The following is a 14,477-nucleotide window of genomic DNA, read 5'->3' on the forward strand; positions in this document are numbered from 1 at the left end:
ACCCGCTTAAGCCTCTGAATAATGTACTCTTTTCCCATAATTTTATTTTTTCTGTGAAGACTATTTTTTCAATGTCTTCCACTTGTATTTCCTTTTCCTTCGCTAGTTTACTTATTTGGGCACTTGAGCTGAGTGCCCCGCCTTTAAACGTTAGTTTTTTATTAAATGGATCGAAAGTCCATGGAACTGTTCCAAAAGTTCCTCTGATTAATTTGGAATCTTTAAAATTGATTTTTATAACATTCTCTATTTTCTCTTCAACCGATAAAGCAAAATCAGGTCTGGCATCTTCTTTTGTCTTACTTGTGGGAATTGTCTCTGAGTTAAACATGAATAACTCATTTTCTTTCTTGAAGTAACTCTTCGCACTATATTTATCTCCTTTACTTAGTAAAGGGTAACCATGGACAGATTCATCTGCTTCTTTTAAGGTAACTAGCTGCTCCCCATATTTTGATATATTTAAATTATTTCTATAGTTTTCATTAACATGATAAACAGAAATCCCTTCACTTCCGTTAAACTTCCGACGTCCTTCATCAAAACCAAAAATCTGTCTATTTTCAATTAAATAGTATTCTTTTTCACTTTTGACACCATCTTTGAAGATTGGTAATTTATATAGTTTAAAATTCTCATCACGAGCATCCACTGTTGAGATTTCTTGTTCGCTTTCAATGGTTTCTACTGGGAACCCAAGTTGAGCTTTAGAGTACGCGTCAAAATGTACCGGATTAGCTCCTGCATAATCCTCAGGTTTAGGCACCATATTGTTCCCAGTTGTCCCCCATGATCCACTCGCCATTAAACTATGATAGCCTAATCCATTTCCTGTATTGGTCGTTCTAGGTCCATATAAATCAGGCAAGCCTAAATCATGTCCAAACTCATGGGCCATTAAGCCAATTGGACTAGATACAGCGATAGACTTGAAGGTTGAATTTGCACCAACCTGAATTTCGATGTATTCAAATGTATTCTCACCTATTGCTACATAGCCATTTTCAAAATGCACTCCCTTTTTAGATCGAATTGTCGAATGACTCTTATGCCCCCAGACAGTATTCATTGTAGCCCGACTCGCTGAAGCCTCATATCCAGCAAAGACAAACATCACATGAAGCTCATTTTTATCCAAGCGTCCGTTATTGTTTTTGTCATAAGCAGATACATCTACATAGTCTTCAGCCTGTTGTAAAGCTTTTTCCATATATGACTTTTCTGGAAACGTATTGCCAATTCCCGGGTTAGGATGATCTTCATTCAATGAAACTCTAACGATTCCTGGCGCTTCGTTATATTGTGTCGTTGCAGCTGGTAACAAATTGATTCTATTCTGAGTTGCTTCATTGTAATAATTTCTCAGTGTTTGTCTTTTAGATGTCTCTCCAAAAATTTTTTCATGCCACTGTTCAATACTCGTGGGTTTTTCAATAGGCGTTCCAGTAGAATAATGATTCAATTTCTGATTGTTAAATTCAATTAAAACCACTAATAAGTTTTGATCTTTAGTTAATGATAGCGGACCTGACGCTAGCGTTCTGCTTTTCCTTTGCTGTGGTGTTTCAACTGTACTTAGCTCTTCTTCAGTCAATGCATTTGCTGGCTTTTCATCAATTAAATACTTCTTGCCACTTGCTTGTGCGCCCGTTCTGTTTCTCTTCATTTGCGCGTACTGCCAGTAGCCATCCTCTCCCTGTATGACAACATCCTCGGTTTCATCCGTAACAACATAATTTAGATACTCATCACCTTTGAGTTCCCCATCAAAAGTTTTTCCATCTGGTTGTTCAAAGGTTATTTTGCCTAAATGTGGATTGGCTGGCGCCGCATATCCCTTTGAAAAACCTGTCACACACAACAGAAGGCTAAAAATACCCCAACATACCAATTTAAATTTCATTTTTCTTTCCATCTTTTTCTCCCAACTTAAATGCTGCTATAATCCCATTCCCTTTGAATTATGCAATTATCTTTATTTTCTCACTAGTCTCTGATCACTTTAAAACCGCCTTTAATCTTTTTCCATCAGATTATTCAGCTCTTCATTTCCACCTCATTCTCTTTTTACTAAGTAATCAAATTAAATAGCATACCATTTTTATCAAAACGGTATGCTACCTTACGTTATATATTGTAACAAATTCAGATATAAAATAAAATTTCATTATTAAAAAATAATAAATAAATACCTAAAAACATATTAATATCAACATTTTAAACAACATATAATAACTATATATATTCTAAAAAATAACCTTTTAGAGAAATATCTTATAAATTGTACTTCTATTTCAATACTGCTCCTAAATTAATATATTATTGTCATTTATTTATATAAAATATCCAAAAAACAATTTTACTATTTCTTTTTCTCAAAAGTAAATCTATATCCTAAAACTTTATTTCCTTGAGTTTTACTATATTTTTTTTCAACTTCCAAATGTTCAAAATACTTACTTAGCTCTTCAATCGATGGCTTTAAAACTTTTTGATCGATTTGTCCCACTTGATACTTTTTGGGAATCCCGAGTAAAAAAGAAAAGTTTTCCAGTGAAACTTCCCAATAGCCTGTTTTTTCAACCTGTTTTAACAGACGATACAGATTTTTAGCATACTTTTTCTTCAACGAAATAAACTCTTCTAAAGAAAAACAGGTCGCATTTCTGTTTACTTGATTTAACAGACAAGTGAACTTTGGATTGAACTGTGCTCCGACTGCTTTTTCTTCTTCAAAAAAGGTAAAATTTTCAAAAATAGAGAAACTCTCCAACCCAACTTGCTCATCATCTGTATACATATGTATGTAATTAGAATCAACCAGTTTTTGGTACATGCTTTTTAAATCGTTCAAAAATCTCGTATTAGACGTTGATCCATAATTAGCTAATTGTTTCAACTCATCCCATTTTAAATAGATTTGCTGATGTTGCTCCTCTTTTGTTTTACTTAGCATAGAGAAAAAAAGATTGAATTCATTCGCATTAAAGGCACCTAATGAGACTGTATTCAGTTCGTTTTTATATTTCACATATTCATTCATGATCAGAGCTCACTTTCTACTGCTTATTTGAACGTCATTATAGTCAGTTTCTTTTTAAAAAGCAATCAAAAAATACAAAAAGGTACTGATATCTCCCGATAAAATGTGCACGTTTCAAAAAAAGCATAGCACACAAACCCTTGCTAGACTTTACGTTCGATCACTTCGGAGATTTTTTCTATTTTTTCCCAACCTGACAAGGTTGAAAAGCGATGCTATTCTTTGGAAGTAATTTAAAACACAACGGAAGGAAGTTTTTTTATGAGCAAATCAATTATTATTGTCGGCGCAGGCCCAGGAGTTGGCTATGAAACGGCTAAAAAATATGGTAATGAGGGGTATAAAGTAGGCTTGATCAATATTTTAGAACCCGTTTTATTAGAACTGAAAGAGGAATTAGAACAAGATGGAATTACTGTCTATTATGAAACAGCAGATGCAAGTAATACGAATGAATTAGGTCATGCCATCGATCGTTTGATCGAGCAGCTTGGTGGTTTGACTACGTACTTCTATAACGTTCCAGGTCCATTAGGTAAATCTTATATGCCGATGACAGAAGCACCAGAATCGTTATTCTCTTTATTTTTACAATTACGAGTAACTTCAGTACTAAGCTCTATCCAACACGTGTTACCTAGTCTAGAAAAAAGTCAGGGTTCCATACTGATTTCTAGCGGTCAATCAGATCGAATTGCTTATCCATTTACTGGGATCATGGGTACCGCCCAAGCAGCCTTGAAAATGTTAATGACTCATTTAAGTCAGGAGCTAAAAGAGAAGAACATTTTTGTTGGCTACTTCCCATTAGACAATCCACCTGTAATTACTGATGAGAAAAAAGAAGCCAAACGTGAAGATTTACCTGGCGGTTTTGAATTAACGAAAGAAATGAGAATCACTGCAAAAGACGTAGCAGAAGAAATCTTCAAAGAAGATACACTTAGAGAAAATTTTGACGTTCGAATTCAAAAAAAATAATCAATTTCTATTCGCTAAAAGTGTCCACATCGCTGGATGCTTTTAGTTTATTAAAATCCTACATAAGAAAGAAGTCTAAGGAAATGACAACAACAAAATTAGCACTCTCTGCTTTAAACCTCGTTTCAGTCCGTGAAGGTCAAACCAGTCAAGAAGCAATCGAAAGCATGGTCAAGCTAGCTCAATACACTGAACGTTTAGGTTATGAAAGATACTGGATTGCAGAGCATCATAATATCAATGGTACAATCAGTTCTGCAACGTCGATGCTGATCAATCATACATTAGAACATACAAAAACAATTCGTGTAGGTTCCGGCGGTGTCATGCTACCTAACCACTTTCCATTGATTGTAGCCGAACAATTCGGCACACTAGAAACAATTCATCCACATCGAGTCGATCTAGGATTAGGGCGTGCACCTGGAGCTGATCCTAAAACTGGTTATTTGTTGCGCCGAGCACTTCTAAACGGAATAGATACCTTTGAAAAGGATATTACCGAGCTGTTACGCTATTTTGGCCCAGAAAAACAGCAAGGAGAGGTAAAAGCTTATCCCGCAGTTGGTACCAAAGTTCCTCTTTACATTCTTGGCTCTTCCGTCAACTCTGCAAAACTAGCAGCGAGATTAGGTTTACCCTATTCATTTGCAGGACATTTTCCAACTAATGAGATGAGCGCGGCTCTTGCAACTTACCGCAGTGAATTTCAACCCTCTGAATATCTTGCTGAGCCGTATATTATCGTTGCTCTGAATGTGATCGCAGCAGAAACAAACGAAGAAGCACAACACGAACTAACCACCATGCAGCAAATGTACTTGTATGCACTCAGAAATCAAATCCAACCATTAAAAGCGCCTATTGCTTCTATGGATGACTTATGGTCTCCTGTCGAAAAGCAATACGTAGAATCAATGTTTGGTCTAACCTTAATCGGTGACAAAGATCGGATAAGAAAACAACTGAATGCCTTTCAAAAACAATTTCATGCAGATGAAATCATGGCAGCTAGCTATATCTATGATTTTGCTAAACAAAAAAATTCTTTTAAATTATTAACAGAAGCAGCCAACGAACGATAATTTTTTTATTTTTTGGAAAAGCTCTTCGCTACACGCACCTGCTAGAAACACGTTCACCAACTCTCCTTTTTGTTCTTTCTTTCATTTGATTATTCATTTGAAGTACGTTAAAATTTTAGAAAGTTCACTTTATCTTATATTTTTATATGATTATATTTTTTCATTAAAATAGTTAATTATAAGAAAGAAGGAGAGATTTTCATGTGCACAAGTATCACAATGACAACAGACAAGCAAGATGTTTTATTGGCTAGAACAATGGATTTTGCTGTAATTTTAGAGGCAGAACCAACATTTATTCCTAGAAAAAAGTTTGTTTTTAACAATGATGACAGCGACAATCACAAAAATGATTATGCATTTGTTGGAATGGCACGACAGGACGATGAAAAATTCGTATTTGCAGATGGCTTGAATGAAAAAGGACTTTCTTGTGCGACTCTTTATTTCTCTGGATATGCGGATTACAATGATCAGGCACATGAGAAAAAATACTCCTTAGCCCCGCACGATGTCGTTCCTTTTCTATTATCTTCTTGTGCTACTGTACGCGAAGCCGCTGAAGTGATGGAAAACGCACAAGTTGAGAATATTGCGCTACGCTTTTTGGACATTGTTTTACCTCTTCATTGGGTCGTTACTGATGCCACAGGTCAAAGCATTGTTATCGAGTATATCGATCATGACTTGTATATTCATGACAACACAGTTGGTGTTTTAACTAATAGTCCTGATTACACATGGCATATAACAAATCTTAGAAATTATACCGGACTTTCGACTACGCAAAAAAATGAATTTCAATTGCAGAATGTCATCATGCGTCCTTTTGGTGAAGGTGCTGGTTCTATTGGACTTCCAGGAGATTTTACACCGCCTTCACGCTTTATCAGAGCGGCTTTCCTAAAATCTGCTCTCAAAGATATTGAAACAGAATTAGACAGCGTCACTGCTGCTTTCCATGTACTTTCTAACGTAGATGTTCCCAAAGGGGTCGTGCAGACGACTGATTCTTATGACTATACACAGTATACGTCAGTCATGATGAATAGTTCATTAAAATATTACTATAAGACATACAACAATCAACGGATACGATGTATTGATTTAAACGAAGAAGACGTTGATGCTCCTAATGGAAAAATCTGGTCAAGCAGTGATACAGAAGATATTTTGTATCGTAACAAAAAAGACTAAGTACCCTTTATTTAGATGTAAACGGAGACCGAAATAAAAGCGTTTATTCGGATTTATTGCCTAGAATAAACGCTTTTTTATAGTCTCTTTTGAGACTTCACTTCTTCGGCAACGATAGATGAAGCAACTCATACACCGTCCCCTTGCTTGCTAAATAATCAGGCCTTTCTTCAAAGAAATAGCATTCAACATACGCCCATTTATCTGGATTATACACTAAGATTTTCCCCAGTTCAGTTGTGTCATGGATAGAAAACTCAGGTACCGTCATCCGATTTGTTTCTGGAATCCTCTGCTCAATTTCTAGCATATATTTTGCTTGCGTAAATGCATCTGATGTATCCACCTCAACCGGAACCGCAATATTGATGTGCTGCCACCCAAAAGAAGCCAAAATATTATCATAAAACCCTTCAAAAATAAATTGGTTCATCCCTTTATCATCTTTCCAAATATACAATGGTGCGTACTCTTTTTTAGTCGGTGTATCACTGATCAAATAGACTTTGAATAACAAATCTGGAAATTCATCTGTTTTTGAGCCATTCTTTTTTACTCTGTCTTTAATAATCGTCATATCATAATCATTCGGCAGCGTGATTTTATATTGCATTGCGTGCATGTTTCTCACGTCCTTTCTTATTTGCATTTATTATACAAAGAGATATCAATCAAGTATAATGGTTAAAAATCATTCCTATTATTCCAAATAGGAATAGTAAGTAGGCAGCATAAATGGAAATAAATGACCTAAAAATATTTTATGAAGTTGCACGACTCCACTCAACAAGCAAAGCAGCAGACCAATTAAACTATGTTCAATCTAATGTGAGTAAACGAGTGGCTCATTTAGAGAAACAGCTTAAACGTACGCTTTTTCACCGAACAAATAAAGGAATGACCTTAACGGCAGATGGTGTACAATTTCTTGCTCATGTGAACTGTATTTTGGCCGAGGTTTCTAAAATGGAAGCTGCATTCTCTATTGAAAAAGAGTCTGTTCATCTCGGCAGCACCCAAACTCTCGCCAAAAATTACCTACAAGATTATTACTTTACTAAGGACTTTTCAATCTTTATTCAATCGATCCAGGAATTGACCCTAAAACTAAAAGAGGGTAGTCTTGATGTAATGATCGTAAATACAGCAGTGAATGATAGCGAGCTGAAAGAGCTCCACCATTGGCACGAAAGTATTGCTTGGACGACTGCAATAGAAAATCAAGAAACGCTTTTAAACAATACGATTCTGATCAGTAGAGACCCCATGTGTCCCTATAGAAAAGCAACTTTGGATTACTTGGCTGATCATCAGATTACAACAGAAGCTGTCATTGAAGTAGACACTCTTGACATTATGCTTTCAATGTTGGAAAGCAATAAGACAGTCGCCCTCTTACCACAAAAAACGATTGCTGCACACGAGAAGCTACGCTCACTAACTGCTCCTCCCTTTAGCCAAGTCTCGATTTATGCCTATGGTTTAAAAAGCGCGACTTCATTTGATTTTTTGAAAAATCTACACATTGAATAAAAAAGAAAAATACACTGAGCGTCATAAAATGTTAAGGTCCTCTAGCAATTATCCTTTCAAAAGTACAGGATAATCACTAGAGGACCTCATGTTGTTTCGTGATTCTTTTGCTCGATCACTTCTACTACTTCTAATTTTTTATTTCTACTAAAAATTCGTTATATACCCATTTTTCTACTAGCCATCCATTTGATCATTTCAGGATCAGCATGTGAGAAGAATTGACTTTCTCCTTCATTTAATGTTGCAATTGCAGCTTTATCTTCATCTGTTAAGCTAAAATCAAAAACAGCTAAATTTTCAGCCATACGTTCAGGCTTCACTGATTTAGCAAGTACAACGATTTCTTGTTCGATCAGCCAACGAACGATGACTTGCGCAACAGATTTTTGATATTTTCTCCCAATATTTGTTAATAGTTCATTGGTAAAAATATCCTTTTTCCCTTCAGCAAAGGGTGCCCAAGCTTCCGGCATGATTCCTTCTGCTTTAAGAGCTTCAATATTTTTTGTTTGCTGATTGAAAGGATTGATCTCGATCTGGTTCATCTGCGGAATGACCTTATTGAATTCAGCTAAATCTACTGCTCGATCTACGGCAAAATTCGAAATGCCAATCGCCCGAATTTTCCCAGCTTCTTGTAATTCCTCCATCGCTCGCCAAGCGCCATATACATCATTATACGGCTGATGTAATAACAATAAATCAACATAGTCCAGATTCAGTCTTTGCAGTGAGCGCTGGAAGGATTCTTTGACGCCTTCATAAGAAACATTTTCCACCCAAATTTTCGTTGTAACAAATAACTCTTCCCGTGGCACTTCAGAAGCTGCAAGCCCACGACCAACCGCCTCTTCATTCATATACGATTGAGCTGTATCGATATGACGATAGCCTGCTTTGATGGCATCAATGACTGCTTGTTCTGCTTCTTTTGGGTCCGTGATTTGGTAGGTACCAAAGCCTAAAATTGGGATCTCTATACCGTTGTTCAATTTAACTGTTTGCATTTGTCTTTCCTCCATCTCTTTTTGGTTCTATAAATGACTAACAACCTCACTATAAACTATGGAGTCAACTTCATAGCAAGCTGTTTATACTTATTTTTTATGATTTACCTTCCAAAGCTCTTCAACATTGTCTGAGGTGACTTCTCCTGATTTGAACTTGGCGATATGCTCGTCATAAGTATCGATTTTGTATTGAAGTAAATCACGCGTTTTAGTCATTTCTTCTAATTTTTCAGTAATTTCTCGCAGCTGGTCTTGCAGGATCTGTTTTTGCGCCTGTTCAACATTTCCCCCAAGTTGAGAAAGTGTAGCGAATTCGATCAGGGATTCGATTGAGACTCCTGCATGCCGTAAACTTTTTGCTAAATAAATCCAATTCAGATCTCTTGGTGTGTATACACGATAGCCGTTTTTATCTCGCTGGATTGGCGGAATAACACCCACTCGTTCATAATAACGCACCGTATCGGTTGTTAAGCCAAACATTTCAGCAGCTTCTTTACTGTTCATCATGATCGTCTCCTTTATTCATTATTCTAGCTCAGAAAAATCATGATTGATAATTTCTAGCAATTTAAAAGAATCACCTGTACATTCAAATTTCAAAATACAGCAATTTCCTAATCGGTCTTTTTGGTCTACCTCACTTGTATGCGCCCAATTTCGCATAAATTGTCGACACGCAGCTCCATGAGATACTGCTAGAACTGTTTCTCCCGCTTCTTTCATGATTTCCATTAAGGCTTCAGACACTCGTTTTCTAAACTGAAACTCCTCTTCACCGCCATATGCAACGAAAAAATCACCATAAGGTAAAGCTGGATTCAATGATTCACTTTCTGATTCGAAGCGCCCAAAGTTCCATTCTTTCAAGCCTTTCACTCTATCGTAGGGCATAGAAGTCACTTGCTCTAAGGTATCACTAGCGCGTTCAGAAGTAGAGGCATATGCGCTATCAAAAGTGATATCGTGTTCCTTAAAATAATTCCCGGCGATTTGCGCTTGTTTGATACCTTTTTCTGTAAGCGGCGAATCACACCAACCTTGGATCTTTTTCTGTTGGTTAAACAACGTTTCTCCATGTCTCATCAAATACAATGTTTTTGTCATGCCTTTCGACCTCGTTTCTATTCATTGTATTTATCATAAACCATGAAGTGAACTCCAAGGCAAGCAAAAAAAGGCTGAAAGATTCAATTTCAGCTTAGCTTTCATTCGATTTTTCAAGTAAGCGCCCTTCATCATGCCATTTGCCGTACATTTTTCCATTTTTTGTTTGTTCAATAAATTTGTCTAACCGCTTTTCAAACAGCTCTGGTTGCGCTTTGTAATTTTGGATCGTATCGATGCGAATACGGCGATACAGCTCTGGAAAACACAAAAAATTCTCATAGATTTCCGGCTCCTCTTTTAGACGTGCTAAGATCGTTTCTTCAATTTTAAATGAAGTTTCTTTCATATCCGGCAACACACTTCTGCCCTGTTCTGTCATCAATCCAACTCGTTCTAAACGACGAACGCGTTCTTTATTTAATTCCGTCCATGAACTTTTCTTTGCTCTTGGAGACAATCGCTGTGCGGTTTCTGTTTCAGATACTTTCTTTTTAATACCATCGATCCAGCCAAAACAAAGTGCTTCTTCTACTGCATCTAAATACTGAATTTTATCAGGTTCTGGTTTAACACTTACAATAATCCAGCAATATTTTTGAGTATTACTATTTACTTTTAGCCACTGACGTAACTCCTGTCTAGTCGTTATCGTTAATAGATTATCGATTTCCATCTATTTTGTTTCCTTTCTTATATTGATTCATTATAAGTCTGAGTAAGTTTGACGATTTCCTGTTGGTGCAATGCTCTCAACTCAGCTGGCTCAATCACTTGTACACCATTACCGAACATTAACAAAAATGGCAAAATCGTCTTTTGCTGATTCGCATAAAGTTTGACGTCGATGTGATCTGCTTTCACTTGGATCTCGGACTCAGTGTAGTAATCATAGAGTTTTCCTAAATCTTCTTTTCTAAAGCGTAACTGAATGACACTGCCCGATGTCTCTATTGTATTTTTCTTTGGTCGATCAGCTACTATAAAAGTTGTCTCTTGAATATTTAGCTGACGGATTCGAGTAATTTTGAAATATCTGAATGCCTCACGCTTTTCACAAAAGGAATAGATATACCAACTACCATTCATCAGCATCACTTCATACGGATGTATCAGTCGCTTGGTTTGATCACCGTTATTATCCACATAGTCGATCTGTATCTTTTGATGGTTCTTCAGAGCTACATTGATTTGATTGATTTTACTTTTAGTTTGCTGTTCAATCTCTGGTCGATGCATGGTTGGAGAGTCAAATGAAAACTGATGGCTTATTGTAGTATCTGCGCTAGTCGACTGTTGCAGCAATTCCATTTTTTCTTTGATCGTATTTTGCTGATCATAAATCCCAAACAGACCTTCTTTGACAGCCAACGCATGAATGATCGCTTGCTTTTCTTCACCGCTATAAGTGTATGTACGTAATTTAAAGGAATCCATCAGCGAGAAGCCACCCATTCGTCCAGGATAGGAGACGATAGGAAACCCCGCCAGTTCAATCGTTTCGATGTCTCTAAAAATAGTTCGTTTCGTTACGGCAAAGCGATCCGCTAATTGCGCTGTCGACACGCGATCATTTTCCAAAAGCAGCACGATGATTCCTAATATCCGTTCAATCTTTTTCATTGTTCTCACCTTTTTATCTACACTTATTTTGTATAAAAAAGGACAAAATCAGTTAGTTATCACCGATTCCATCCCTATTTCTTTACTATAAATCCCGATATTTGATTGCTAATCCTTTTAAGAAATTCCTCGCATAACGATCTTTGCATTCTTTATAGTTTCGGTGTCCTTCTTTTCGAAGAATCGCACTCAATTCACTATCAGAAGCATAAACGCCGGCTAAACGTAATACGTCCAACATCTCATCACTAGTAAGCGCTAAAGCAATCTTCACTTTTTTTAGCATCACATTGTTAACGTTACGTTGGCTGGTAATCAAAAACGTTGGTTTAGGAGCTACACCATTTTTGACTGGCGCTTTCCCTCGTTTAAAGGTAATCAGTCCATTTAAAAAAGCCTCCAATGTCCGATTATCACAAACCGCATCGCGTGGAAGTTCATCTTCTTCATTTTGTTTCGTTAATAATACTCGTAACTCTTCTCTTGTGATTTCTAGATCACCTAATTTAAAAATCTTGATCATGTCGGTATCTTTAATATCCAATGCATAGCGTAAACGAATCAGTATATCATTATTGTTCATCTTTTTCCTCCAGAAACAGTTTCTTCGTCTCTTTAGTATAAAGGTTTCTTTCAGAGAATGCATTAATTTGTTTTAGCTTTAGACAATCTTCTTTAACGTTCGACTCTACTCACCGTATACTAAATTCCAGTAATTCTCTGTGTCTGTTACCTCATCGACAAGTTTCCAGCCTTCTTTTTTATAAAAGGCTAAGGCACTTGTGTTTTTTGATACACATTTCAATTTCAGCGGCAAAGGCAAATAGCCTTTAGCTTCTTCCAACAAAAGATGCCCAACACCAGTTCCTTTCCATGCCCAATCAACAAATAAACAATGAATAAAGCTGTCAGGAGCGTATAGTGAAATAAAGCCTACAGGACTTCCATTACTTTCCGCTACTAAAATAATTTCTTCCTCTGTATCTTTATCAAAATCTGCCAATTCAAAATTTTTGGGGTCTATCCACTCAAATGTTTTTATTCTAGTTTCTAAATAGATTTTTCTTAGCTTGGGTACATCTTGTTTCGTCATTTCTCTTACAACTATCATGGCGTTCCTCCCCTTAATTGTATGTTTCATGATTAGTTAAAAAACCGATAAATAATTAATCTAATAAAAAAAACAGATTGAAAAATGACCATTGTCTGCTTTTTCAACCTGTCTTTTTGGTTTCCTTTCGAAACAATTATTTCACTGAAACATTTTTATAGTACGGTGCACCAATTGCCCGATAGACCAATCCTTCTACTCGGTCATTCACTAAAAATGCTTCTGAAGCTTGGTATAGTGGTGTTACTGGTGAATTATCCATCAATACTTTTTGCGCATCCAATAATGTATCCCAACGTTTTTCATTCTCAGTTGCATACGTCGTTGCGGATTCTTGAAGCAACTTATCAAATTCTTCATTACTGAATTTACCGTAATTTTGTTCCCCGCCGGTTCTGAACAGTTGTAAGAAATCATATGGATCAGCGTATGTCGCTGCCCAACCCGCTAGCACAACATCAAAGTCTCCTTTGCTCATTTGATCTAAACGGTTTTTAAACGGTACACTTGAGATTGTTACTTTTAGACCACTTAAGTTTTCAGTCAATAATCCCTGAATATATTCAGACAATTTTTTCGCTGAATCTGTATCAGAGGTTAATAGCGTGATCGATGCAGAATCAATTCCTAACTCTTTCTTCGCATCTTCCCATAGCTTTTTGCCACCATCGATATCTGTTTTCATCAATGTACCCGCTTCTTCAGCGAAATCTTTTCCAGTATCTTGGTTAGCGATCCCTTTTGGCACAAATGCTTCAATTGCCATTGACCCATCTTTTAGGATATTTTGGGCGATTTGATCTGAATTGATCAGTTTCGTAATTGCATTTCTCGCATTTTTGTTCGCAAATACTTTATTTTCAGTATTGTATTGTAAATAAGAGGTTGATGGATAGATACGCGTCACTAGTTCTGGGTTTTCTTTTTCTTGGTCCACGTACTCACCTTTGATCGGAGCAATATCTGTTTCCCCACCCTTGAATAGGTTCACGTTGGTTCCGATTTCTTTACTTACTTGCACGTTGACCTCGTCTAATTTAACTTTATCTGCGTTTCTGTAGCTATCGTTTTTGATGTAATTCCATGTAATACTTGTTCCATCCCAATCAGCAAGAGTAAATGGTCCATTATAGATCATATTATCACTGTTTGTTCCGTAATCTTTTCCTTTTTCTTCAACAAATTTTTCATTTAATGGATAGAATGTTGGTTTTGCTAAAAGAGAAGATAAATAAGGGATTGGGTACTCTAAATTGATTTCTAAGGTATAATCGTCTAACGCTTTTACTCCTAGGTCAGAAGCAGGTTTTTCTCCTTTAGAAATCGCCGTATAATTTTCAAACCCATCAAATAGGTAGGCATACTCTGATCCTGTTTGCGGATCAACCGTGCGCTTCCATGAATACACGAAGTCGTTAGCTGTCACAGGATCACCGTTACTCCATTTTGCATCATCACGTAATTTGATTGTATATGTCTTTCCATCGTTTGTTGGTGTGACAACTTCCTCAGCGATTGCTGGTGCTGATGTGCTATCATCTGCAAACTCGTATAACCCTTCCATCACTTGGCTGATTGCAGAAAAGCTCACAACATCTGTTGCCTGTGAAATATCCATTGTTGGTAACTCAGCACTCTCTAATACCTTCAGAACTTGTTTTTTGTCTCCAGATGCATCATCTTTATTATTCCCTGAGCCACATGCTGCTAATGATAAAACCAATGCACTGGCTGCTACTGTTGTCAGTGCCCACTTTTTCATGTTCATTGTTGTTTTCCCCCTA

Annotated in this window: 15 protein-coding genes; 4 read left to right on the top strand and 11 right to left on the bottom strand. The window is 36.7% G+C overall.

Annotation, left to right across the window (positions count from 1 at the left end):
• Together BCR25_RS07380 and BCR25_RS07385 are read right to left on the bottom strand one after the other, a co-directional pair.
• Positions 1-1,915, bottom strand: a 1,915-nt coding sequence (locus BCR25_RS07380; protein ID WP_139124547.1) for a M6 family metalloprotease domain-containing protein, incomplete at its 3' end; no start/stop codon positions are given.
• A gap of 447 nt (positions 1,916-2,362) precedes the next feature.
• Positions 2,363-3,043, bottom strand: a complete 681-nt coding sequence (locus tag BCR25_RS07385; RefSeq protein ID WP_069662983.1) for a replication initiation protein — start codon at positions 3,041-3,043, stop codon at positions 2,363-2,365.
• A 261-nt stretch (positions 3,044-3,304) separates the two neighbouring features.
• On the opposite strand from BCR25_RS07385, the gene BCR25_RS07390 reads away from it, so the two are divergent.
• The 3 genes from BCR25_RS07390 (at position 3,305) to BCR25_RS07400 (ending at position 6,306) form a co-directional block, all read left to right on the top strand.
• On the top strand, positions 3,305-4,024 hold the full coding sequence (locus BCR25_RS07390) for an SDR family NAD(P)-dependent oxidoreductase (RefSeq protein WP_069662984.1): 720 nt from the start codon (positions 3,305-3,307) through the stop codon (positions 4,022-4,024).
• A gap of 83 nt (positions 4,025-4,107) precedes the next feature.
• Entirely contained in the window at positions 4,108-5,109 is a 1,002-nt protein-coding gene (locus BCR25_RS07395) for an LLM class flavin-dependent oxidoreductase (protein WP_069662985.1), read from the top strand.
• Positions 5,110-5,310: 201 nt separating this feature from the next.
• A complete protein-coding gene (locus tag BCR25_RS07400; protein ID WP_069662986.1) occupies positions 5,311-6,306 on the top strand; it encodes a linear amide C-N hydrolase in 996 nt (331 codons plus the stop codon).
• 97 nt (positions 6,307-6,403) lie between these two features.
• Here BCR25_RS07400 and BCR25_RS07405 read toward each other — a convergent pair whose 3' ends face one another.
• Entirely contained in the window at positions 6,404-6,928 is a 525-nt protein-coding gene (locus tag BCR25_RS07405) for a DUF4865 family protein (RefSeq protein WP_069662987.1), read from the bottom strand.
• A 113-nt stretch (positions 6,929-7,041) separates the two neighbouring features.
• Between BCR25_RS07405 and BCR25_RS07410 the strand changes: the two genes are divergently transcribed.
• Positions 7,042-7,839 (top strand): LysR family transcriptional regulator, encoded by a 798-nt coding sequence (locus BCR25_RS07410; RefSeq protein WP_069662988.1) that lies wholly within the window; start codon positions 7,042-7,044, stop codon positions 7,837-7,839.
• 158 nt (positions 7,840-7,997) lie between these two features.
• Here BCR25_RS07410 and BCR25_RS07415 read toward each other — a convergent pair whose 3' ends face one another.
• From BCR25_RS07415 to BCR25_RS07450, 8 genes are all read right to left on the bottom strand, one after another.
• A complete protein-coding gene (locus BCR25_RS07415; RefSeq protein ID WP_069662989.1) occupies positions 7,998-8,849 on the bottom strand; it encodes an aldo/keto reductase in 852 nt (283 codons plus the stop codon).
• A gap of 90 nt (positions 8,850-8,939) precedes the next feature.
• The gene (locus tag BCR25_RS07420; protein ID WP_069662990.1) at positions 8,940-9,359 is read right to left on the bottom strand and encodes a MerR family transcriptional regulator; all 420 of its coding nucleotides are present in this window, start codon (positions 9,357-9,359) and stop codon (positions 8,940-8,942) included.
• A 21-nt stretch (positions 9,360-9,380) separates the two neighbouring features.
• A complete protein-coding gene (locus tag BCR25_RS07425) occupies positions 9,381-9,959 on the bottom strand; it encodes a histidine phosphatase family protein (RefSeq protein ID WP_069662991.1) in 579 nt (192 codons plus the stop codon).
• A 94-nt stretch (positions 9,960-10,053) separates the two neighbouring features.
• Positions 10,054-10,635, bottom strand: coding sequence for a YdeI/OmpD-associated family protein (locus BCR25_RS07430; protein WP_069662992.1), 582 nt, complete (start codon positions 10,633-10,635; stop codon positions 10,054-10,056).
• 17 nt (positions 10,636-10,652) lie between these two features.
• The gene (locus BCR25_RS07435) at positions 10,653-11,582 is read right to left on the bottom strand and encodes a helix-turn-helix transcriptional regulator (RefSeq protein WP_069662993.1); all 930 of its coding nucleotides are present in this window, start codon (positions 11,580-11,582) and stop codon (positions 10,653-10,655) included.
• An 85-nt stretch (positions 11,583-11,667) separates the two neighbouring features.
• Positions 11,668-12,165 (bottom strand): YehS family protein, encoded by a 498-nt coding sequence (locus tag BCR25_RS07440; protein ID WP_069662994.1) that lies wholly within the window; start codon positions 12,163-12,165, stop codon positions 11,668-11,670.
• Positions 12,166-12,270: 105 nt separating this feature from the next.
• Positions 12,271-12,693 (bottom strand): GNAT family N-acetyltransferase, encoded by a 423-nt coding sequence (locus tag BCR25_RS07445; protein WP_083242607.1) that lies wholly within the window; start codon positions 12,691-12,693, stop codon positions 12,271-12,273.
• A gap of 136 nt (positions 12,694-12,829) precedes the next feature.
• Positions 12,830-14,461, bottom strand: a complete 1,632-nt coding sequence (locus BCR25_RS07450; protein WP_083242608.1) for a peptide ABC transporter substrate-binding protein — start codon at positions 14,459-14,461, stop codon at positions 12,830-12,832.
• Between the last annotated feature and the right edge of the window lie 16 nt (positions 14,462-14,477).

Source organism: Enterococcus termitis, assembly GCF_001730305.1.
GTDB lineage: Bacteria > Bacillota > Bacilli > Lactobacillales > Enterococcaceae > Enterococcus_L > Enterococcus_L termitis.

What these genes read in the sequence shown, in the direction of transcription:
- BCR25_RS07385 (WP_069662983.1), bottom strand. Translation starts at nt 3,043, where the DNA reads ATGAATGAATATGTGAAATATAAAAACGAACTGAATACAGTCTCATTA.
- BCR25_RS07390 (WP_069662984.1), top strand. Translation starts at nt 3,305, where the DNA reads ATGAGCAAATCAATTATTATTGTCGGCGCAGGCCCAGGAGTTGGCTAT.
- BCR25_RS07395 (WP_069662985.1), top strand. Translation starts at nt 4,108, where the DNA reads ATGACAACAACAAAATTAGCACTCTCTGCTTTAAACCTCGTTTCAGTC.
- BCR25_RS07400 (WP_069662986.1), top strand. Translation starts at nt 5,311, where the DNA reads ATGTGCACAAGTATCACAATGACAACAGACAAGCAAGATGTTTTATTG.
- BCR25_RS07405 (WP_069662987.1), bottom strand. Translation starts at nt 6,928, where the DNA reads ATGCACGCAATGCAATATAAAATCACGCTGCCGAATGATTATGATATG.
- BCR25_RS07410 (WP_069662988.1), top strand. Translation starts at nt 7,042, where the DNA reads ATGGAAATAAATGACCTAAAAATATTTTATGAAGTTGCACGACTCCAC.
- BCR25_RS07415 (WP_069662989.1), bottom strand. Translation starts at nt 8,849, where the DNA reads ATGCAAACAGTTAAATTGAACAACGGTATAGAGATCCCAATTTTAGGC.
- BCR25_RS07420 (WP_069662990.1), bottom strand. Translation starts at nt 9,359, where the DNA reads ATGAACAGTAAAGAAGCTGCTGAAATGTTTGGCTTAACAACCGATACG.
- BCR25_RS07425 (WP_069662991.1), bottom strand. Translation starts at nt 9,959, where the DNA reads ATGACAAAAACATTGTATTTGATGAGACATGGAGAAACGTTGTTTAAC.
- BCR25_RS07430 (WP_069662992.1), bottom strand. Translation starts at nt 10,635, where the DNA reads ATGGAAATCGATAATCTATTAACGATAACGACTAGACAGGAGTTACGT.
- BCR25_RS07435 (WP_069662993.1), bottom strand. Translation starts at nt 11,582, where the DNA reads ATGAAAAAGATTGAACGGATATTAGGAATCATCGTGCTGCTTTTGGAA.
- BCR25_RS07440 (WP_069662994.1), bottom strand. Translation starts at nt 12,165, where the DNA reads ATGAACAATAATGATATACTGATTCGTTTACGCTATGCATTGGATATT.
- BCR25_RS07445 (WP_083242607.1), bottom strand. Translation starts at nt 12,693, where the DNA reads ATGATAGTTGTAAGAGAAATGACGAAACAAGATGTACCCAAGCTAAGA.
- BCR25_RS07450 (WP_083242608.1), bottom strand. Translation starts at nt 14,461, where the DNA reads ATGAACATGAAAAAGTGGGCACTGACAACAGTAGCAGCCAGTGCATTG.